General features: G+C 69.5%; 10 protein-coding genes and 3 rRNA genes. 6 read left to right on the top strand and 7 right to left on the bottom strand.

Going from position 1 to position 21,428, the window contains the following annotated elements; translation table 11 throughout:
• Nucleotides 1-93: 93 nt before the first annotated feature.
• The gene (locus KSE_RS26415; protein WP_051055965.1) at nt 94-4,566 is read right to left on the bottom strand and encodes a hybrid sensor histidine kinase/response regulator; all 4,473 of its coding nucleotides are present in this window, start codon (nt 4,564-4,566) and stop codon (nt 94-96) included.
• Between the two features lie 409 nt (nt 4,567-4,975).
• Here KSE_RS26415 and KSE_RS26410 point away from each other — a divergent pair, with 409 nt between their 5' ends.
• The 6 genes from KSE_RS26410 (at nt 4,976) to KSE_RS26385 (ending at nt 12,037) form a co-directional block, all read left to right on the top strand.
• Nucleotides 4,976-7,645 carry a SpoIIE family protein phosphatase gene (locus KSE_RS26410; protein WP_014138414.1) on the top strand — a complete coding sequence of 890 codons (2,670 nt, stop codon included), beginning with the start codon at nt 4,976-4,978 and terminating at the stop codon, nt 7,643-7,645.
• A 311-nt stretch (nt 7,646-7,956) separates the two neighbouring features.
• Nucleotides 7,957-8,511 carry an acetate uptake transporter gene (locus KSE_RS26405; protein WP_014138413.1) on the top strand — a complete coding sequence of 185 codons (555 nt, stop codon included), beginning with the start codon at nt 7,957-7,959 and terminating at the stop codon, nt 8,509-8,511.
• A 188-nt stretch (nt 8,512-8,699) separates the two neighbouring features.
• The gene (locus KSE_RS26400) at nt 8,700-9,098 is read left to right on the top strand and encodes a GntR family transcriptional regulator (protein WP_014138412.1); all 399 of its coding nucleotides are present in this window, start codon (nt 8,700-8,702) and stop codon (nt 9,096-9,098) included.
• Nucleotides 9,098-10,009: an ABC transporter ATP-binding protein gene (locus KSE_RS26395; RefSeq protein ID WP_014138411.1), complete on the top strand. Its 912-nt coding sequence runs from the start codon at nt 9,098-9,100 to the stop codon at nt 10,007-10,009. The genes KSE_RS26400 and KSE_RS26395 overlap by 1 nt, the downstream gene beginning before the upstream one ends.
• Nucleotides 10,006-11,028, top strand: coding sequence for an ABC transporter permease (locus KSE_RS26390; protein WP_014138410.1), 1,023 nt, complete (start codon nt 10,006-10,008; stop codon nt 11,026-11,028). The genes KSE_RS26395 and KSE_RS26390 overlap by 4 nt, the downstream gene beginning before the upstream one ends.
• A gap of 127 nt (nt 11,029-11,155) precedes the next feature.
• A complete protein-coding gene (locus tag KSE_RS26385; protein WP_014138409.1) occupies nt 11,156-12,037 on the top strand; it encodes an ArsR family transcriptional regulator in 882 nt (293 codons plus the stop codon).
• Nucleotides 12,038-12,098: 61 nt separating this feature from the next.
• Here the strand turns inward: KSE_RS26385 and KSE_RS26380 are convergent, their stop codons facing one another.
• The 6 genes from KSE_RS26380 to dapA form a co-directional block, all read right to left on the bottom strand.
• Nucleotides 12,099-12,845: a phosphatase PAP2 family protein gene (locus tag KSE_RS26380; RefSeq protein ID WP_269450315.1), complete on the bottom strand. Its 747-nt coding sequence runs from the start codon at nt 12,843-12,845 to the stop codon at nt 12,099-12,101.
• Between the two features lie 208 nt (nt 12,846-13,053).
• A 5S ribosomal RNA gene (gene rrf, locus KSE_RS26375) occupies nt 13,054-13,170 on the bottom strand.
• A gap of 76 nt (nt 13,171-13,246) precedes the next feature.
• Nucleotides 13,247-16,353, bottom strand: a 23S ribosomal RNA gene (locus KSE_RS26370).
• 280 nt (nt 16,354-16,633) lie between these two features.
• A 16S ribosomal RNA gene (locus KSE_RS26365) occupies nt 16,634-18,157 on the bottom strand.
• The 16S, 23S and 5S rRNA genes sit together here, the layout of an rRNA operon.
• Nucleotides 18,158-18,609: 452 nt before the next feature.
• Complete coding sequence (locus KSE_RS26360; RefSeq protein ID WP_014138407.1) at nt 18,610-20,295, bottom strand: ribonuclease J; 1,686 nt, start codon at nt 20,293-20,295, stop codon at nt 18,610-18,612.
• A gap of 171 nt (nt 20,296-20,466) precedes the next feature.
• The gene (gene dapA, locus KSE_RS26355; RefSeq protein WP_014138406.1) at nt 20,467-21,366 is read right to left on the bottom strand and encodes a 4-hydroxy-tetrahydrodipicolinate synthase; all 900 of its coding nucleotides are present in this window, start codon (nt 21,364-21,366) and stop codon (nt 20,467-20,469) included.
• Between the last annotated feature and the right edge of the window lie 62 nt (nt 21,367-21,428).

The following is a 21,428-nucleotide window of genomic DNA, read 5'->3' as shown; positions in this document are numbered from 1 at the left end:
GCGTCACCGTCCGGTCACTGTTGGCAACGACGGGTGACCTTGCCGGGTTCCCGCCCGCGGGTGCCAGCCGGAGCGGGCGCCCGCGGGCGGCGGTCACCGGACAGGCAGGTGCTGGCGCATCACCGCCAGCAGGTGGTCGGTCTCCACCGGCTTGGTGATGTGGTCGGTGGCGCCCGCCTGGAGGCTCTTCTCGCGGTCGCCCTTCATCGCCTTGGCGGTCAGCGCGATGATCGGCAGGCCGGAGAACCGGGGCATCCGGCGGATCTGCTCGGTGGTCGCGTAGCCGTCCAGCTCGGGCATCATGATGTCCATCAGCACCAGGGCGACCTCCTCGTGCTGCTCCAGCATCTCGATGCCCTCGCGGCCGTTCTCGGCGTACAGCACGGTCAGGCCGTACTGCTCCAGCACGCTGGTCAGGGCGAACACGTTGCGGATGTCGTCGTCGACGATCAGCACCCGCTCGCCGTCGAAGCGCGGCGGCGGGCCGGCCGGGGCGGCGGGGCGGGACGGCTCGCCCTGGCGCGGGACGCCCTCCTCGGCGCCGCGGGGGGCGTCGGCGGGGCGGCGGCGCTCGACGGTGGAGCGGCGGCGCTCCTCGACCAGGCCGCGGGCCTCCTGGGTCCACTGCTCGGCGGGTGTGCGGGGGGCCTCGAGGGCGCGCGGGGCGCCCGCGCGCTCCAGCGCGACCGGCTCGGGGCCCTCGCTGCGCAGCGGCAGGTAGAGGGTGAAGGCGGAGCCGCTGCCGATCTGGCTCTCGACGTGGATCTCGCCGCCGAGCAGTCGGGCGATCTCCCGGCTGATCGACAGCCCGAGGCCGGTGCCGCCGTACTTGCGGCTGGTGCCGCCGTCGGCCTGCTTGAACGCCTCGAAGATCTCGCGGAGCTTGTCGCCGGGGATGCCGATGCCGGTGTCGGCGACCGAGAAGGCGATCAGCGGCTCGTCCGGGTCGGCCATGGTGCCGGACTCCAGCAGCTGCTCGCGGACGTGCTGCGGGATCTCCGGGCCGGCCACCGGGCGGATCATCAGCTCGACCGCGCCGTTGTCGGTGAACTTCACCGCGTTGGAGAGCAGGTTGCGCAGCACCTGCTGGAGGCGCTGCTCGTCGGTGTGCAGGGTGGGCGGCAGCTCCGGGGAGACCCGGACCGCGAAGTCCAGGTTCTTGTCGGCGGCCAGCGGCCGGAACGCGGCCTCGACGTAGTCGACGAGCTGGACGAGGGCGATCCGGGCCGGGCGGACGTCCATCTTGCCGGCCTCGACCTTGGACAGGTCGAGGATGTCGTTGATCAGCTGGAGCAGGTCGCTGCCCGCGCCGTGGATGGTCTCGGCGAACTCGACCTGCTTGGCGGAGAGGTTGCCCTCGTTGTTGTCGGAGAGCAGCTTGGCCAGGATCAGCAGCGAGTTGAGCGGGGTGCGCAGCTCGTGCGACATGTTGGCGAGGAACTCGCTCTTGTAGCGGGACGCCTGGGAGAGCTGTTCGGCGCGCTCCTCCAGGATCTGCCGGGCGTCCTCGATCTCGCTGTTCTTGATCTCGATGTCGCGGTTCTGCTGGGCGAGCTGCTCGGCCTTCTCCTGGAGCTCCTCGTTGGTGCGCTCCAACTCCTCCTGGCGGGCCTCCAGTTCGGCGGAGCGCATGGAGAGTTCGGCGGTCAGCCGCTGGGATTCGAGCAGCAGGCCCTCGGTCTTGGTGTTGACCGAGATGGTGTTGACGGTGACGCCGATCTGGTCGGCGATCTGGTTGAGGAAGTCCAGCGCGACGGTGGTGAAGCTGGAGAAGGTGGCGAGTTCGATCACGCCGAGCAGCCGGCCCTCGAACAGCACCGGCATCACCACCACGTGCGCCGGGGAGGACTCGCCGAGGCCGGAGGAGATCTTCAGGTAGCCGGGCGGGGTCTCCTTGAGCACGATCGGCCGCTTCTCGACGGCGGCCTGCCCGATCAGGCCCTCGCCGAGCCGGAAGGTGGTGGGCATGGTGCGCCGGTGGTAGCCGTAGGAGCCGATCAGGCGCAGCACGATGTCGTTCTCGTCGTCGTCCTCGGTGACGAGTTCGGCGGTGCGGCCGGCCGGCTGGGCGAGGAAGAAGGCGCCGTGCTGGGCGGAGACCACCGGGGTCAGCTCGCTCATGATCAGCGAGGCGACGGCGGAGAGGTCGCGGCGGCCCTGCAGCATGCCGGACATCCGGGCCAGGTTGGACTTGAGCCAGTCCTGCTCCTTGTTGGTCCGGGTGGTCTCGCGCAGGTTGGCGATCATCTGGTTGATGTTGTCCTTGAGCTCGTCGAGCTCGCCGGACGCGTCCACGTTGATCCGCGGCGACAGGTCGCCGCGGGTGACGGCGGTGGCGACCTGGGCGATCGCGCGGACCTGCCGGGTCAGGTTGTTGGCCAGCTCGTTCACCGACTCGGTGAGGTCCTGCCAGGTGCCGGCCACGCCGGGGACGCGGGCCTGGCCGCCGAGCCGGCCGTCGGTGCCGACCTCGCGGGCGACCCGGGTGACCTCGTCGGCGAACGCGGAGAGCTGGTCGACCATGGTGTTGATGCTGGTCTTGAGCTCCAGGATCTCGCCGCGCGCGTCGACGTCGATCTTCTGCGAGAGGTCGCCGCGGGCGACGGCGGTGATGACGAGCGCGATGTTGCGGACCTGGCCGGTGAGGTTGTTGGCCATCAGGTTGACGTTCTCGGTCAGGTCCTTCCAGATCCCGGCGACGCCGGGCACGCTGGCCTGGCCGCCCAGGATGCCGTCGGTGCCCACCTCGCGGGCGACGCGGGTGACTTCGACGGCGAACGCCGACAGCTGGTCGACCATGGTGTTCAGGGTGTCGGCGAGCGCGGCGACCTCGCCGGCCGCGTCGATGGCGATCTTCTTGGACAGGTCGCCGCGGGCCACCGCCGAGGCCACCTCGGCGATGTTGCGGACCTGGCTGGTCAGGTTGGACGCCATCAGGTTGACGTTGTCGGTCAGGTCGCGCCAGATGCCGGAGACGCCGGAGACCCGGGCCTGGCCGCCCAGGATGCCGTCGGTGCCGACCTCGCGGGCCACCCGGGTGACCTCGTCGGCGAACGCGGACAGCTGCTCGACCATGGTGTTGACGGTGGTGACGAGTTCGCGGATCTCGCCCTTCGCGTCGACGGTGATCTTCTTGGAGACGTCGCCGCGGGCCACCGCGGTGGTCACCTCGGCGATCGAACGCACCTGGCTGGTCAGGTTGTTGGCCATCAGGTTGACCGAGTTGGTGAGGTCCTTCCAGGTGCCGGAGACCCCGGGCACGCTGGCCTGGCCGCCGAGGATGCCCTCGGTGCCGACGTCCCGGGCGACCCGGGTCACCTCGTCCGCGAACGCCGAGAGCTGGTCGACCATGGTGTTGATGGTGTTCTTCAGCTCCAGGATCTCGCCCCGGGCGTCGACCTGGATCTTCTGCGACAGGTCGCCCTTGGCGACCGCGGTGGTGACCTGGGCGATGCCGCGGACCTGCGAGGTGAGGTTGTTCGCCATCGAGTTGACGTTCTCGGTCAGGTCCTTCCAGACGCCGGCCACGCCCGGCACCTGCGCCTGCCCGCCCAGGATGCCCTCGGTGCCGACCGCGCGCGCCACCCGGGTCACCTGCTCGGCGAAGCCGGAGAGCTGGTCGACCATGGTGTTGATGGTGTTCTTCAGTTCGAGGATCTCGCCCCGGGCGTCGACCTCGATCTTGCGCGACAGGTCGCCCTTGGCGACCGCGGTGGTCACCTCGGCGATGTTGCGGACCTGCGCGGTCAGGTTGGCCGCCATGAAGTTCACCGAGTCGGTCAGGTCGCGCCACACGCCGGCCACGCCCGACACCTGCGCCTGCCCGCCGAGCCGCCCCTCGGTGCCCACGTCGCGGGCGACCGTGGTGACCTGCGCGGCGAACGAGTTGAGCTGGTCCACCATGGTGTTGACGGTGTTCTTGAGCTCCAGCATCTCGCCGTCGACGTCGACGGTGACCTTGCGGGACAGGTCGCCGCGGGCCACCGCGGTGGTCACCTCGGCGATGTTGCGGACCTGCGCGGTCAGCCGGCCGGCCATCGTGTTGACCGAGTCCGACAGGTCCTTCCAGGAGCCGGAGACGCTGCGCACCCGGGCCTGGCCGCCGAGCTTGCCCTCGGTGCCGACCTCGATCGCCACCCGGGTCACCTCGTCGGTGAACTCGGAGAGCTGGTCGACCAGCCCGTTGACGGTCCGGCCGACCTTCAGGAACTCGCCGCGCAGCGGGTAGCTGGCGCCGGTGGTGTGCAGCGAGCGCAGCTCCATGGTCTGGGTCAGGTCGCCCTCGGCGATCGAGGACAGCACCCGGCCGACCTCGGCCATCGGGCGGGCCAGGTCGTCGATCAGCGCGTTGCAGTTGTCGACGGCCGCCATCCAGGCGCCCTCGCCGACCCCGGTCTCCAAGCGCTCGGACAGCCGGCCCTCGCGGCCCACCGCCCGCCGCACCCGGGCCAGTTCGCCGGTCAGGTGCTGGTTGCGCTCGGCGACCTCGTTGAACACCGCGGCGATCTCGGCCAGCAGGCCGTCGCCGGGGAAGGTCAGCCGGCGGCGGAAGTTGCCGTCCCGCATCGCGGTCAGCGCGGTCAGCAGCTTGCGCAGCTCGGCGGGCTCGGCGCCGCGCCCCTGGCCGGGCCGCCGCCCGCCGCCGCCACCCCCGCCCGGGCGGGCCGCCGGCGGGGGCGGGGCCGGGCGGGCGCCGCGCGCGGCGGTGGTCGTACCGGACACGTCCTTGGTCGCCGAACTCAACGGGGGCCCTCCCAGGTCCTGACTCGGTTCACCGCCGCGGGGGAGGGCCGGAGTCCGGCCCGCCGCTCCCGCGCCGCCCCTCCGACCGTACTGCGGCGGTCACGGCACGCGGACCCCCCAGTGTGGCAGCACCGGCCCCCGGTGTCGGACCGGTTGCGGAGGGTTTTCCCGGCGACCAGGGAAAGTGGTGAACGAAATCACTCGCAGGGGCCTGTTTCGGCTCCCCGGCCCCATGGGGTACCAACCGGAAAGTAGGGTGGAGGGCCGCACCGGGCCCGGGCGACGCGTTCCGGCGCCTCCCGCACCGCCCGGAGCACCGCCCGAAGCCGTCCGCCGGACCAGCAGCAGAGGAGACGTGGACGTGGTCACCGCGCGCGCAGCCGCCACCTTCGAACCGGTCGACCGGTCGGCCGCCGCGGCCCGCGGCTTCGTCCGGGACGCCCTGCTCGGCTGGGGCGTGCCCGAAGTGGTGGACGACGCCGTGGTGCTGGTCAGCGAGCTGGTCACGAACGCCGTGGTGCACGCCGGGACGGCCGCCGAGGTGGCCTGCCTGCGCGAGCAGGAGACCGTCCGGATCGAGGTCAGCGACCGGCACCCGGAGCGCGGCCTGCCGTCCTTCGCCAACGTGACGCTGAACTCCGACCGGTACGCCGACCCGGACGGCGAGGGCGGCCGCGGCCTGCTGATGTGCTCGGCGCTGTCCAGCAGCTGGGGCGTCGAGTACGCGGCCGGCCGCAAGACCGTCTGGTTCCGCCTCGACCTGCCCGACCAGCGCCCCGGCACCCGGTACGCGCTGCCCAGCCTGCCCGGCGGCGAGCTCCCGGCCGCGGACGGGCCGGTGCGGGTGGCCGTCGTCCAGCTCGACGACCACGGCCGGGTCCGGCACTGGAACGCCGACGCCGAGTCGCTCTTCCACCGGCCCGCGGACGCCGTCTTCGGCCGCCCCTGGGCCGAGCTGGCCCGCTGGCCGCAGACCCCCGGCCTCGGCCTCGGCGACACCCTGCGCCTGGCCCGCTGGGAGGGCTCGTACGCGGTGCGCGGCGGCGACGGCGCGGAGCGCGAGGTGTACGGCACCCACGTGCGGCTGCGCGACAGCCAGGGCACCCCGACGGTGCTGTGCGTGCTGGTCCGGGAGGCCGACCGCGCGGTGCTGCGCACCCCCGGGACGTCCGCCGAGACCACCGCCACCGCGGTCGAGCCGCTGGACCTGCTGGTCGGCCCGGTCTCCCCCGACGACCTGCCCAGCCTGCTGCAGCGGATCGTCGAGCGGGCCCGCGACCTGCTCGACGCCGACGCCTCCTACCTGCTGCTCACCAGCGAGGACGAGACCGAGTTCGAGCTGCGCGCCGCCACCGGCCTGGCCGGCCCGTCCCGGCGGTTCGCCCGGCTGCCGGTCGACGCCGGCGCGGGCCGCTTCGACTCGGCCCGGCTGCCCGCCGTGCACGAGGACCTGGCGGTCCGCCCGGCCGGCGCCGCGCCGCTGCTGGACGGCACCGAGCTGCGGTCGCTGATCACCGTCCCGCTCAAGGTCGAGGGCCGGCTGACCGGTTCGCTCGGGGTGGCCGCGGCCGCCCCCGGCCGCTACGACAACGAGGACGCGCTGCGCCTGCAGTTCGCCGCCGACCGGATCGCGCTGGCCCTGGAGAGCGCCCGCCTCGGCGAGCTGGAGCGGCTGCGGCGCGGCTCGCTGTCCTTCCTGGTGGAGGCGTCCGACCTGCTCGCGGGCACCCTGGAGCACGAGCAGACGCTCGCCCTGATGGCGCAGATGGCCGTCCCCACCCTCTCCTCCTGGTGCGCCGTCTACACCACGGCGGACACCGCGGCGGGCGCCGAACTCGCCTTCGTGCTGCACGAGGACGAGGACCGGATCGACGCGCTGCGCGCCCTGCTCGACAAGTCGCCCGCCCCGGAGGCGGTGCCCAGCCCGGGCGCCCGCCCGTGGACGGCCCCGGCCGAGACCGCCCGGGCGCTCGGCCACCCGGTCGGCCCGGAGCTCGGCGAGACGGTGGTGCTGCCGCTGTCCGCCCGCAACCGGGTGATCGGCCTGCTGGTGCTCGGCACCCGGCGCGGCCTCCGGTTCCGCCAGGAGATCCTGGAGCTCGGCGAGGACCTCTCCCGCCGGGCCGCCCTGGCGCTGGACAACTCCCGGCTGTACTCCGAGCGGACCGCCACCAGCCAGGCGTTCCAGCGCGCCCTGCTGCCGCCCGAACTGCCGAAGATCCCCGGCGTCGAGGTCGAGGTCTTCTACCAGGCGGCGGGCGAGGGCAACGAGGTCGGCGGCGACTTCTACGACCTGTTCCCGATCCGCGAGGGCACCTACGGCTTCGCGATCGGCGACGTCTGCGGCACCGGCCCGGAGGCCGCCTCGGTCACCGGCCTGGCCCGCCACTCGCTGCGCCTGCTGGCCCGCGAGGGCCTGGACGCCCCGCAGGTCCTCACCCGGCTGAACGCGGCGATCCTCGACGAGGGCAGCCGGGCCCGCTTCCTGACCCTGCTGTACGGCGAGCTGACCCCGCGCGAGGACGGCTCGACCGCGCTCTCGCTGGTCTGCGCCGGCCACCCGCTGCCGCTGCGGCTGCGCGTCGACGGGCAGGTCGACCAGGCCGCCTCGCCGCAGCCGCTGCTCGGCGTGATGGACGAACTCGACCTGACCGCCGAGGAGTTGGTACTCGCCCCGGGCGAGGTGCTGCTGTGCGTGACGGACGGCGTGACCGAGCGCCGGGAGGGCCGCCGGATGCTCGGCGACGACGGCCTGGCCGAGGTGCTGACCGGCTGCGCGGGCCTGACCGCGGGTGCGGTCGCGGCCCGGGTGCACCGGGCGGTGGAGCGCTTCGCGCCCGAGCCGCCGTCCGACGACATGGCGATCCTGACGCTGCGCATCCCGACCCAGCGCGGGAACTGACCGGTCCGGAGTCGGTTCCGGCACCTGAACCGACCGGACCGGCGACCCGAACTGGTCACGGTTTGCTCACACTTGCTCATTCTGCGTGATTCACAAGGGTACAAGTCCGGGACGCCGGGTACACCGTAAGCACCGGGGGCTTCCACCCCGGAGGGCATGACCAGCGGCTGGGCCGCCGGTTCTCTCACTCGCCGCAGCCGCCGCACCCACCTTCGGTGCGCCCACGACCCGGCACCTGGCACCACCTCTTCGCACACCCACTTTTCACCGTGATCTCGCCATGCCCTGGCGCAGAGTGAAAGGAGCCTCCGGTGAGCAACGAAGCCTCCGGGGCGAACGCCCGATCCGCTGACGCGGGTCCGCTCGGTTACCTGGCCCTCGGTCTGACTCTGCTGGCGTACGGCCTGCTCGGCACCGGTGTCCTCAGTGGCACCTCGGTCGGCGGCGCGGCCTCGCTGGCGCACCTGGTCGGCGGTGTGACGCTGTTCGTCGCCGGCCTCTGGCAGTTCCGCGGCGGCGACCGCTTCAGCGGCACCGCGTTCACCGCCCTCGGCGCCTTCTGGGCGACCTGGGCCGCCGGCGGCGCCGCCGGCAAGAACACCGCGGGCCTGTTCCTGCTGCTGTGGGCGCTGCTGGCGCTCACCCTGACCGCCGCCTCCTGGGGCGCCGGCCTGCTCACCCGCGCCGTCTACGGCCTGCTGACGCTCTCGCTGGTGCTCAGCGCCGTCGGGGTCCTCGGCGAGGCGAGCGGCTGGGGCAAGGTCGGCGGCTGGGTCGCCGCCGCGGCCGGCCTGGCCGCCTGGTACTCGGCCACCTCCGAGCTGGCCGGCGGCCGCTGGGGCAAGCTCGCCCTGCCGACCAGGTAACCGCGCCACCGCACTGCCCGCTCGACCGCACCACCTGCTCGACCGCACCACCCGGAGCCCGGACGCCACCCCCACGGCGCCCGGGCTCCGGCCTGTCCGCAGGTCAACTGCCGCTTGAGATCATCTGATTGACAAGCAGTCAGCCCTCCAGTTCCATAGTGCTAGGAACCTAGATAAATGAGGTTGCGGTGATCGAGTTCCACATCGAGCCCCGGTCCGGCGTCGCCCCCTACCTGCAACTGGTCCACCAGGTGCGGCAGGCCCTGCGGCTGGGCCTGCTCTCCGAAGGGGACCGGCTGCCCAAGGTGAAGGAGGTCGCGGCGAAGGTCGCGATCAACCCGAACACCGTGCTCAAGGCGTACCGCCAGCTGGAGAACGAGGGGCTCGTCTCCCCCCGGCCCGGCGTCGGCACCTTCGTCAGCGGCACCCTCGGCTCCCCCGCGCCCTCCGAACAGGAGCCGCTGCGAAGGGAGTTGCGCCGCTGGCTGGACGCCGCCCGGGCCGCCGGGCTGGACGAGGAGTCGATCGAGGCGCTGTTCCGCCAGACCGTCCGAAGTCCCCCCGAGAGTCCCCCCGAGGAGGAGTGATGACCGCGATCGTCGAGGCCCGGGCGCTGGGCAAGCGCTACGGCCGCCGCCAGGCGCTCACCGACTGCACGCTGAGCGTCCCGGCCGGCCGGATCGTCGGCCTGGTCGGCCCGAACGGCGCCGGCAAGTCCACCCTGCTGCAGCTCGCCTGCGGCCTGCTCACCCCGACCAGCGGCGGCATCGAGGTGTTCGGCGCCCCGCCCGACCGGCCCGGATCGCGCGCCCGGATCGGCTTCGTCGCCCAGGACACCCCGGTGTACGCGGCCCTCTCGGTCGCCGACCACCTGCGGATGGGCGCCCGGCTCAACCCGCGCTGGGACGCCGCCCTCGCCGACCACCGGATCCGGCAGGCCGGACTCGACCCGGCCCAGAAGGCCGGCCGGCTCTCCGGCGGCCAGCGCGCCCAGCTGGCACTCGCGCTGGCCGTCGCCAAACGGCCCGAACTCCTGCTGCTGGACGAGCCGGTGGCCGCCCTCGACCCGCTGGCCCGGCGCGCCTTCCTGCAGGGCCTGATGGAGTTCGCCGCCGACGGCGGGCCGGAGACCACCGTGGTGCTCTCCTCGCACCTGCTCTCCGACCTGGAGCGGGTCTGCGACCACCTGGTGGTGCTGGCCGGCGGCCGGGTCCGCGCCGAGGGCGGCGTCGACGACCTGCTCGCCACGCACTTCCGGCTCACCACCGCCCGCCGGGCCGCCGACACCCTGCCCGCCGGGCTGCGGGTGCTGGCCGCCGAGCACACCGCGCGGCAGAGCACCTTCACCGTCCGGGCCGACGCTCCCGTCGACGACCCGTCCTGGGTGATGGAACCGCTCGGCCTGGAGGACCTGGTCCTGCACCACCTGTCCGCTTCCGCGGACGCTGCCGCCGCCCCCACCGCCGACCCCCGTCCCGTCCCGGAGCCGCAACGATGACCTGGCTGACCTGGCGCCAGTACCGCACCCCGTTCCTGGCCGCCGCCGCCCTGCTCGCGCTCGCCGCCGCCTACCTGCTGGTGGACGGACTCCGGCTGCGCGCCGGGCTGCACGGACTGCCCGCCGACTGCGGGGCCGACGCGTGCCCCGGCCTGGAGCGGCTGCTCGGCGCCAAGCGCAACGGCTACCTCGCGGCCGGCGCCCTGGTGCTGCTCGCCCCCGCGCTGATCGGCGCGTTCTGGGGCGCACCGATGATCGCCCGCGAGCTGGAGGCCGGCACCCACCGGCTGGTCTGGAGCCAGAGCGTCGGCCGCGGCCGCTGGCTGGCCGTCCGGCTGCTGCTCACCGTCGCGGCCGCGGTGCTGGTCACCGGACTGCTCAGCCTGCTGGTGGGCTGGTACGCCGCCCCGTTCGACCGCTTCGACCGCGACCGCTTCCAGCCGCTGCTGTTCGACGTCCGCGGCACCGTCCCGCTCGGCTACGCCGCGTTCGCGGTCGCGCTCGGCGCCTGCGCGGGCCTGCTGCTGCGCCGCACGGTCGCCGCGATGGCCGTCACGCTGGCCGTCTTCGCCACCGTCCAGGTCCTGGTGCCGCTGGCCGTCCGCCCGCACCTGCGGGAGCCGGTGCACGCGCTGACCGCGCTCGGCTCCGACCGGGGCCCGGGCAACCGCTCTTCGGTGGCCGGCTTCCAGTCCGCGGGCGACCACCTCGGCCCGGACGCCGTGATGGTCGCCCACGTCGAACTCCCCGACGCCTGGGTGCTGTCCGGCGGCGCCCCGCTGCCCGTCCGGGACGCCACCGGCCGCCCCCTCACCCTCGGCACCCAGCCCTGCCCGGCCGCCGCCGGCCTCCCGCCGGACGGCGCCTGCCTGGACCGGACCGCACTGTACGTCGCCGCCGACTACCAGCCGGCCGACCGCTACTGGACCTTCCAACTCGCCGAGACCGGCCTCTACCTCGCCGCCGCCGGCACCCTCGCCGCCCTCACCGCCCTGGGCCTGCGCCGCCGCCTCGGCTGACCGGCCGCCCGGGGTGAGCGCTGCTCGCCCCGCCCCCTCCGCCTCGCCCCGTCCGCCCCACGGTGATCGCGCATTCACCCCCTCCACCGGCCACCGGTTGCTACTGTCTGCCTGCGGAGGGGGACGCATGGGTCACTGGCTGGTGGGCGCGGAGTCCCTCGCCGCATGCCGTTTCGCGTTCTCGCCGCTGGTCGAGACGGTCGCCGCGCTCGGCGTCCTCGCCGAGATCCGCCCCGAGCCGTGGCGCCGCGACTGGCTCGCCGCCCACCAGCCCGCCTTCCGGGCCCACCTCGCGACCGCTCCCGGGCCCGCCGCCTGGCTCGCCGCCCGCCGCCCGGCCGACTGGCCCGCCGAACTGCGCCTGCCCGTCCCGGACCCGGACGCCGACCCCCGGCTGCCCGACCTCCCCACCGCCACCGGCCTGCCGCCCGAGGCCGCCACCCTGCTCGACTGGACGTGGCAGCACGTCGTCCGCCCCGAGTGGCCCGCCCGGCTGCGCGCCCTGCGCGCCGACCTCACCGCCCGCCGGGCCCGCGCCGAACGCCACGGCTGGCCCGCCGCCCTGCCCCAACCGGGCCCCCGGCACCGCTGGCTCCCCGACGGCCGCCTCCGCCTCACCGCCCCCGACGGAACCACCCCCCGCCCCGGCACCTCCCCCGCCCTGCTGCTCGTCCCCACCAGCGCCCGCCACGGCTGGCTCCTCCCGGACGAGTCGCACACCCGGCTGGCCGTCGTCTACCCCGTCTCCGCCGCCCCCGTCCCCGCCCCGCAGGCCGCCCCCGACAGCCTGGGCCGCCTGCTCGGCGGCGCCCGCGCCGCCCTGCTGACCGGCCTGGACCGCCCGCGCGACACCCGCCAGCTGGCCGGCCTCACCGGCCTCAGCCCGGCCGCCGTCGACGACCACCTCACCGTCCTGCTCGACGCCCGCCTGGTCGCCGGCACCACCACCCCCGGCCGCTACTACCGCACCGCCCTCGCCGAGGCCCTGCTCTCCGCCCAACCCCGCTGACCCGCCCCGGCCCCCGGAAACACCGAGGGCGGCCCGCAGGCCGCCCTCGTCCCCTCCACCGCTACCGCACCCCGGTGCGCTCCGGCTCCCCCACCCCCGGCGCAGCCTCCGCGGCCGGCTCCTTCTCCTGCCGCCAGCCCTTGACCGCCGCCTGCACCAGGTACACGGTCAGCAGGATCACCACCGCCACCAGGCCGTCCGCCCAGAAGTGGTTCGCCGTCACCACCACCACCCACACCGTCACCAGCGGATGCAGCACCACCAGCCACCGCCACGGCCCGCGCGCCACCGAGACCACCGCCACCGCCGCGATCACGCACCACGCGACGTGCACCGAGGGCATCGCCGACAACTGGTCCGCCACCACCCCCGCGACCGCGCCGCCGTACACCGACTGCCCGTACTGCTCCGCCAGGTCGACGAACCCGTTCCCCGGCAGCATCCGCGGCGGCGCCACCGGGATGAACTGGATCAGCAGGCACACCGCCGTCGTCGCCACCACCGTCGTCCGCACCCACGCGTACCGCGCCCGGTGCCGCAGGAACAGCCAGAGCAGCACCAGCAGCATCACACCGAAGTGCATCGTCGCGTAGTAGTAGTTCGCCGCCTGCACCAGCCACGGATGCCCCACCACCGCCCGCTGCCAGGACGCCTCGTCCGGCAGCCCGAACTCCCCCTCCGTCCGGTGGATCCACTCCGCCCGCTGCAACGCGTGATCCGTCCCCAGCAACGACAGGTGCCCCACCACCTGCCACAGCGCGAACAACGCCAACAGCGTCCCCGCCTCCCGCAGCACATCCGCAGCCACCCCCGCCCGACGCCGCCGCACCCCCTCCCCGGCCGGCCGGGCCGCCCCCCTCCTGACCGCGAACGCCGCAGCGTACAGCGCCGCGGAGGCACCGGCCGAGGTTTGCCACGTCAACGTCAGGTTCTGCATTGGCGCAGGCTACCCGGCATGTCCCGGAAACGCGAGAAAGCCCCCCGACATCCCGTCGGGGGGCTTTCTCAGAAGAATTGTTCGGCGGCGTCCTACTCTCCCACAGGGTCCCCCCTGCAGTACCATCGGCGCTGTGAGGCTTAGCTTCCGGGTTCGGAATGTAACCGGGCGTTTCCCTCACGCTATGACCACCGAAACACTATGAAACCGTGCACCACCCACCATGCGGTGGGGGTCGTTGTTTCAGAACAACACAGTGGACGCGAGCAACTGAGGACAAGCCCTCGGCCTATTAGTACCGGTCAACTCCACCCCTCACAGGGCTTCCATATCCGGCCTATCAACCCAGTCGTCTACTGGGAGCCTTACCCTCTCAAGGAGGTGGGAGTGCTCATCTCGAAGCAGGCTTCCCGCTTAGATGCTTTCAGCGGTTATCCCTCCCGAACGTAGCCAACCAGCCATGCCCTTGGCAGGACAACTGGCACACCAGAGGTTCGTCCGTCCCGGTCCTCTCGTACTAGGGACAGCCCTTCTCAACACTCCTACGCGCACAGCGGATAGGGACCGAACTGTCTCACGACGTTCTAAACCCAGCTCGCGTACCGCTTTAATGGGCGAACAGCCCAACCCTTGGGACCTACTCCAGCCCCAGGATGCGACGAGCCGACATCGAGGTGCCAAACCATCCCGTCGATATGGACTCTTGGGGAAGATCAGCCTGTTATCCCCGGGGTACCTTTTATCCGTTGAGCGACGGCGCTTCCACAAGCCACCGCCGGATCACTAGTCCCTACTTTCGTACCTGCTCGACCCGTCAGTCTCACAGTCAAGCTCCCTTGTGCACTTACACTCAACACCTGATTGCCAACCAGGCTGAGGGAACCTTTGGGCGCCTCCGTTACCCTTTAGGAGGCAACCGCCCCAGTTAAACTACCCACCAGACACTGTCCCTGATCCGGATCACGGACCCAGGTTAGACATCCAGCACGACCAGAGTGGTATTTCAACGATGGCTCCACCATGACTGGCGTCACGGCTTCAAAGCCTCCCACCTATCCTACACAAGCCGAACCGAACACCAATATCAAGCTATAGTAAAGGTCCCGGGGTCTTTCCGTCCTGCTGCGCGAAACGAGCATCTTTACTCGTAATGCAATTTCACCGGGCCTGTGGTTGAGACAGTCGAGAAGTCGTTACGCCATTCGTGCAGGTCGGAACTTACCCGACAAGGAATTTCGCTACCTTAGGATGGTTATAGTTACCACCGCCGTTTACTGGCGCTTAAGTTCTCAGCTTCGCCACGACGAATCGTGACTAACCGGTCCCCTTAACGTTCCAGCACCGGGCAGGCGTCAGTCCGTATACATCGCCTTACGGCTTCGCACGGACCTGTGTTTTTAGTAAACAGTCGCTTCTCGCTGGTCTCTGCGGCCACCACCAGCTCAGGGAGCTAAGTCCCGTCACCAGCAATGGCCCCCCTTCTCCCGAAGTTACGGGGGCATTTTGCCGAGTTCCTTAACCACAGTTCACCCGAACGCCTCGGTATTCTCTACCTGACCACCTGAGTCGGTTTGGGGTACGGGCCGCCATGAAACTCGCTAGAGGCTTTTCTCGACAGCATAGGATCATCCACTTCACCACAATCGGCTCGGCATCAGGTCTCAGCCTTGATGAGTGACGGATTTGCCTATCACTCGGCCTACACCCTTACCCCGGGACTACCACCGCCCGGGCTGGACTACCTTCCTGCGTCACCCCATCGCTCACCTACTACAGGCTTGGACCGGCGGCTCCACCACGTCCCATCGTCCGAAGACTCCGGGCCGGCTTCACGGCCTTAGCATCACCTGGTTCGACGTTGGCGCTTCAAAGCGGGTACGGGAATATCAACCCGTTGTCCATCGACTACGCCTGTCGGCCTCGCCTTAGGTCCCGACTTACCCTGGGCAGATCAGCTTGACCCAGGAACCCTTGGTCAATCGGCGCAAGAGTTTCCCACTCTTGTATCGCTACTCATGCCTGCATTCTCACTCGTGAACCGTCCACAACTCGATTCCTCGGCTGCTTCACCCGGCACACGACGCTCCCCTACCCATCACAGCCTCCGTTGGGAGTATTGCTGCAATGACACGACTTCGGTGGTGTGCTTGAGCCCCGCTACATTGTCGGCGCGGAATCACTTGACCAGTGAGCTATTACGCACTCTTTCAAGGGTGGCTGCTTCTAAGCCAACCTCCTGGTTGTCTCTGCGACTCCACATCCTTTCCCACTTAGCACACGCTTAGGGACCTTAGTCGGTGTTCTGGGCTGTTTCCCTCTCGACCATGGAGCTTATCCCCCACAGTCTCACTGCCGCGCTCTCACTTACCGGCATTCGGAGTTTGGCTAAGGTCAGTAACCCGGTGAGGCCCATCGCCTATCCAGTGCTCTACCTCCGGCAAGAAACACGCGACGCTGCACCTAAATGCATTTCGGGGAGAACCAGCTATCACGGAGTTTGATTGGCCTTTCACCCCTAACCACAGGTCATCCCCCAGGTTTTCAACCCTGGTGGGTTCGGTCCTCCACACGGTCTTACCCGCGCTTCAACCTGCCCATGGCTAGATCACTCCGCTTCGGGTCTTGGGCATGCAACTCGAACGCCCTATTCGGACTCGCTTTCGCTACGGCTACCCCACACGGGTTAACCTCGCTACACACCGCAAACTCGCAGGCTCATTCTTCAAAAGGCACGCAGTCACAGCCCGAAGGCTGCCCCCACGGCTTGTAGGCACACGGTTTCAGGTACTATTTCACTCCGCTCCCGCGGTACTTTTCACCATTCCCTCACGGTACTATCCGCTATCGGTCACCAGGGAATATTTAGGCTTAGCGGGTGGTCCCGCCAGATTCACACGGGATTTCTCGGGCCCCGTGCTACTTGGGAGAAGCTCAAGCGAGCCGTACAGATTTCGTCTACGGGGGTCTTACCCTCTACGCCGGACCTTTCGCATGTCCTTCGACTACCCATACGGTTTCTGACTCGCCCAGCCGCCGGCAGACGACTGAAGAACTTTCCCACAACCCCTTGAGCGCAACCCCTGCCGGGTCTCACACGCTCAAGGTTTGGCCTCATCCGGTTTCGCTCGCCACTACTCCCGGAATCACGGTTGTTTTCTCTTCCTGCGGGTACTGAGATGTTTCACTTCCCCGCGTTCCCTCCACATACCCTATGTGTTCAGGTATGGGTGACAGCCCATGACGACTGCCGGGTTTCCCCATTCGGACACCCCCGGATCAAAGCTCGGTTGACAGCTCCCCGGGGCCTATCGCGGCCTCCCACGTCCTTCATCGGTTCCTGGTGCCAAGGCATCCACCGTGCGCCCTTAAAAACTTGGCCACAGATGCTCGCGTCCACTGTGCAGTTCTCAAACAACGACCAGACACCCAAACCCGACACCCCCAAGACAGGGACGCCCGGCATGAGGCCGGCAACCTGAAGACAACGATTACTCGTTCCCTCAGGACCCAACAACGTGCCCGACCCGACGACCAGACGAAGCGCTTTCCACGCCGAAGCAGTACTACCGCTCGTCTCGTTCATCGTGCCGAATAGTCAACGTTCCACCCATGAGCTAGCACTCCGGGACATTCGCCCGAAGCTGCCGTGTGCTCCTTAGAAAGGAGGTGATCCAGCCGCACCTTCCGGTACGGCTACCTTGTTACGACTTCGTCCCAATCGCTGGTCCCACCTTCGACGGCTCCTCCCCTCACGGGTTAGGCCACCGGCTTCGGGTGTTACCGACTTTCGTGACGTGACGGGCGGTGTGTACAAGGCCCGGGAACGTATTCACCGCAGCATGCTGATCTGCGATTACTAGCAACTCCAACTTCATGGGGTCGAGTTGCAGACCCCAATCCGAACTGAGACCGGCTTTTTGGGATTCGCTCCGCCTCGCGGCATCGCAGCCCTTTGTACCGGCCATTGTAGCACGTGTGCAGCCCAAGACATAAGGGGCATGATGATTTGACGTCGTCCCCACCTTCCTCCGAGTTGACCCCGGCAGTCTCCTGTGAGTCCCCATCACCCCGAAAGGCATGCTGGCAACACAGAACAAGGGTTGCGCTCGTTGCGGGACTTAACCCAACATCTCACGACACGAGCTGACGACAACCATGCACCACCTGTACACCGACCACAAGGGGGCTGATATCTCTACCAGTTTCCGGTGTATGTCAAGCCTTGGTAAGGTTCTTCGCGTTGCGTCGAATTAAGCCACATGCTCCGCTGCTTGTGCGGGCCCCCGTCAATTCCTTTGAGTTTTAGCCTTGCGGCCGTACTCCCCAGGCGGGGAACTTAATGCGTTAGCTGCGGCACCGACGACGTGGAATGTCGCCAACACCTAGTTCCCAACGTTTACGGCGTGGACTACCAGGGTATCTAATCCTGTTCGCTCCCCACGCTTTCGCTCCTCAGCGTCAGTAATGGCCCAGAGATCCGCCTTCGCCACCGGTGTTCCTCCTGATATCTGCGCATTTCACCGCTACACCAGGAATTCCGATCTCCCCTACCACACTCTAGCCTGCCCGTATCGAATGCAGACCCGGGGTTAAGCCCCGGGCTTTCACATCCGACGCGACAGGCCGCCTACGAGCTCTTTACGCCCAATAATTCCGGACAACGCTCGCACCCTACGTATTACCGCGGCTGCTGGCACGTAGTTAGCCGGTGCTTCTTCTGCAGGTACCGTCACTTGCGCTTCTTCCCTGCTGAAAGAGGTTTACAACCCGAAGGCCGTCATCCCTCACGCGGCGTCGCTGCATCAGGCTTTCGCCCATTGTGCAATATTCCCCACTGCTGCCTCCCGTAGGAGTCTGGGCCGTGTCTCAGTCCCAGTGTGGCCGGTCGCCCTCTCAGGCCGGCTACCCGTCGTCGCCTTGGTGGGCCGTTACCCCACCAACAAGCTGATAGGCCGCGGGATCATCCTGAACCGCCGGAGCTTTCCACCACCCCCCATGCGGGAAGCGGTCGTATCCGGTATTAGACCTCGTTTCCAAGGCTTGTCCCAGAGTTCAGGGCAGATTCCCCACGTGTTACTCACCCGTTCGCCACTGATCCACCCCGAAGGGCTTCACCGTTCGACTTGCATGTGTTAAGCACGCCGCCAGCGTTCGTCCTGAGCCAGGATCAAACTCTCCGTGAATGCTTCTCACAAAGAGCGGCACGGCGACCAACCGGAATAAGGCGGTCCCGCGCACTGCGTCCTCGCTAGTGTTACTTCATAAAGGAATCTCCAACCAACCGAACACGTCGGCCGGCCGGGGATGTCAACATATCTGGCGTTGACTTTTGGCACGCTGTTGAGTTCTCAAGGAACGGACGCTTCCTTCGACCGGCCTTCCGACCGCATCTCCGGGCGCTTCGTTCTTTCGTGTTCCCAGCTTAGCAGATGTTTTCCGCTCCGTTTTCCGGAGTTTCATTCGATCTGCTTCGCTTTTGCCTTTCGGCGCTCCCGAACTCTACCAGAGTTATTCGGCCTGTTTTCCCCGCCCCGATTCGAACGATGAATTCGAATCCTGGGCGAAGCCGCACGACCGTGGGGCAACCCGGAGAACGTTACGCACCGGGCTGCCCCAGGTCAAATCGGGTCGGGGGTCAGACCTCGACGACGACCGGGAGGATCATCGGGCGGCGGCGGTAGTTGTCCGCGACCCACTTGCCGATGATCCGGCGGACCAGCTGCTGGATCTGGCGGACCTCCAGGACGCCCTCGCCGGCGGAGCGGGTCAGGGCCTCCTCCAGCTTGGCGGCGACCGCGCCGAACGCGCCGTCGTCGATGCCGGAGCCGCGGGCCTGGATGGTCGGGCCGCTGACGATCTTGCCGTTGGTGGAGTCGACCACCACGAAGACCGAGATGAAGCCCTCCTCGCCGAGGATCCGGCGGTCCTTGAGCGAGGCTTCGGTGATGTCGCCGACCGAGGAGCCGTCGACGTAGACGTAGCCGGCCCGGACCTTGCCGACGATCCGGGCGACGCCCTTCTCCAGGTCGACGCAGACGCCGTCCTCGGCGATGACCACGCGGTTGCGCGGGATGCCGGTGGCGATGCCGAGGTCGGCGGCGGCGCGCAGGTGGCGCCATTCGCCGTGGACCGGCATCAGGTTCTTCGGCTTGCAGATGTTGAAGAAGTACAGGAGTTCGCCGGCCGAGGCGTGGCCGGAGACGTGCACCTTGGCGTTGCCCTTGTGGACGACCTTGGCGCCCCAGCGGGTGAGGCCGTTGATGACGCGGTAGACGGCGTTCTCGTTGCCGGGGATCAGCGAGGAGGCGAGGACGACGGTGTCGCCCTCGACGATGCGGATCTGGTGGTCGCGGTTGGCCATCCGGGAGAGCGCTGCCATCGGCTCGCCCTGGGAGCCGGTGCAGATCAGCACCACCTCCTTGTCGGGGAGGTCGTCGAGGGTCTTGACGTCGACGAGCAGGTTGCCGGGGACCTTCAGGTAGCCGAGCTCGCGGGCGATGCCCATGTTGCGGACCATCGAGCGGCCGACGAAGGCGACCTTGCGCTTGTACTCGTGCGCGGCGTCCAGGACCTGCTGGATGCGGTGCACGTGGCTGGCGAAGGAGGCGACGATGATGCGCTTGTCCGCGTTGGCGAAGACGTTGCGCAGGGCCGCGGAGATGTCGCGCTCGTGCGGGATGAAGCCGGGGACCTCGGCGTTGGTGGAGTCCACCAGGAGGAGGTCCATGCCCTCCTCGGCCAGCTTGGCGAAGGCGGGGAGGTCGGTGAGCCGGCCGTCCAGCGGGAGCTGGTCCATCTTGAAGTCGCCGGTGGCGACGACCATGCCCGCGGGGGTGCGGACGGCGACGGCGAGGGCGTCCGGGATGGAGTGGTTGACCGCGATGAACTGGCAGTCGAAGGGGCCGATCCGCTCGCGGTCGCCCTCCACGACCTCCAGGACGTAGGGGTGGATCCGGTGCTCGGCGAGCTTGGCCTCGATCAGGGCGAGGGTGAGCTTCGAACCGATCAGCGGGATGTCCGGGTTCTCCCGGAGCAGGTAGGGCACGGCACCGATGTGGTCCTCGTGGCCGTGGGTCAGGATGATGCCGTCGACCTTGTCGAGGCGGTCCCGGATGTAGCTGAAGTCCGGGAGGATCAGGTCGACGCCGGGCTGCTCGTCCTCGGGGAAGAGCACGCCGCAGTCGACGATCAGGATCCGGTCGCCGTACTCGAGGACCGTCATGTTGCGGCCGATCTCGCCGAGGCCGCCGAGCGGGGTGATGCGGAGGGCGCCTTCCTTGAGTGCGGGCGGCGCGCCGAGTTCGGGGTGCGGGTGGCTCAAAAGACTCTCCTCACGACGCACGCCATATGCCCGGGGGGTTCTTCCCCCGGCGGCATATGGCGTGCGTCCATCGTGGTTACCTGACTGCCGATTGCCGCGCGCCTTCGGTCCCGGTCCAGCGGCGGACCCGGGCGGGTCCGGCGAGCCGGGGGCGCGCACGTCTGTTGTTGGTTACAGGTGTACCCCGCCGGCGGCGAGATCCTCCTTCAACCGGGCGGTCTCCGCGTCCGTGGCGGGAACCAGGGGCAGTCGGAGCGGGCCGGACGGGTGTCCCTGCAGGTTCAACGCCGCCTTGGCGAGGATCACTCCCTGGGTGCGGAAGATCCCGGTGTAGACCGGCAGCAGGGACTGGTGCACGGCGAGCGCCTTGGCGGTGTCGCCGGTGGTGAACGCCTCGATCATGGCGCGCATCTCGGCCGCGACGACGTGGCCGACCACGCTGACCACGCCGACGGCTCCGACCGAGAGCAGCGGCAGGGTCAGCACGTCGTCGCCGGAGTACCAGGCGAGGTCGGCGCGGGCGATCGCGTGGGCGGCCGCGGCGACGTCGCCCTTGGCGTCCTTGTTGGCGACGATCCGGGGGTGCTCGCCGAGGCGGACCAGGGTGTCGACGTCGAGGGCGACGCCGGCCCGGCCGGGGATGTCGTACAGCATCACCGGCAGCTCGGTGGCGTCGGCGACGGCGACGGTGTGCCGGTACAGGCCCTCCTGCGGGGGCTTGCTGTAGTACGGGGTGACGGCGAGCAGGCCGTGCGCGCCGGCCGCCTGGGCCTGGCGGGCGAGTTCGATGCTGTGCCGGGTGTCGTTGGTGCCGACGCCGCTGACGACGTGGGCGCGGTCCCCGACCGCCTCGACCACGGCCCGGACCAGCTGGGCCTTCTCCGCGTCGGTGGTGGTGGGCGACTCGCCGGTGGTGCCGTTGAGCACCAGGCCGTCGTTGCCGGAGTCCACCAGGTGGGCGGCGAGGCGCTGGGCGCCGTCGAGGTCGAGGGCGCCCTCGGCGGTGAACGGGGTGACCATGGCGGTCAGGACCCGGCCGAAGGGCGTCTGCGGAGTGGAGGTCGGAGCCATGGGTCCAAAACTACTCGTAGGGCGGTGGTCGATAGCCACGCAGGTCCAGGGTTTGGACAGAC

This window comes from Kitasatospora setae KM-6054, assembly GCF_000269985.1.
GTDB classification, from domain to species: Bacteria; Actinomycetota; Actinomycetes; order Streptomycetales; family Streptomycetaceae; genus Kitasatospora; species Kitasatospora setae.
Note: the sequence above shows the minus strand (reverse complement) of the source record. Positions and strands in the feature narration are given on the sequence as shown.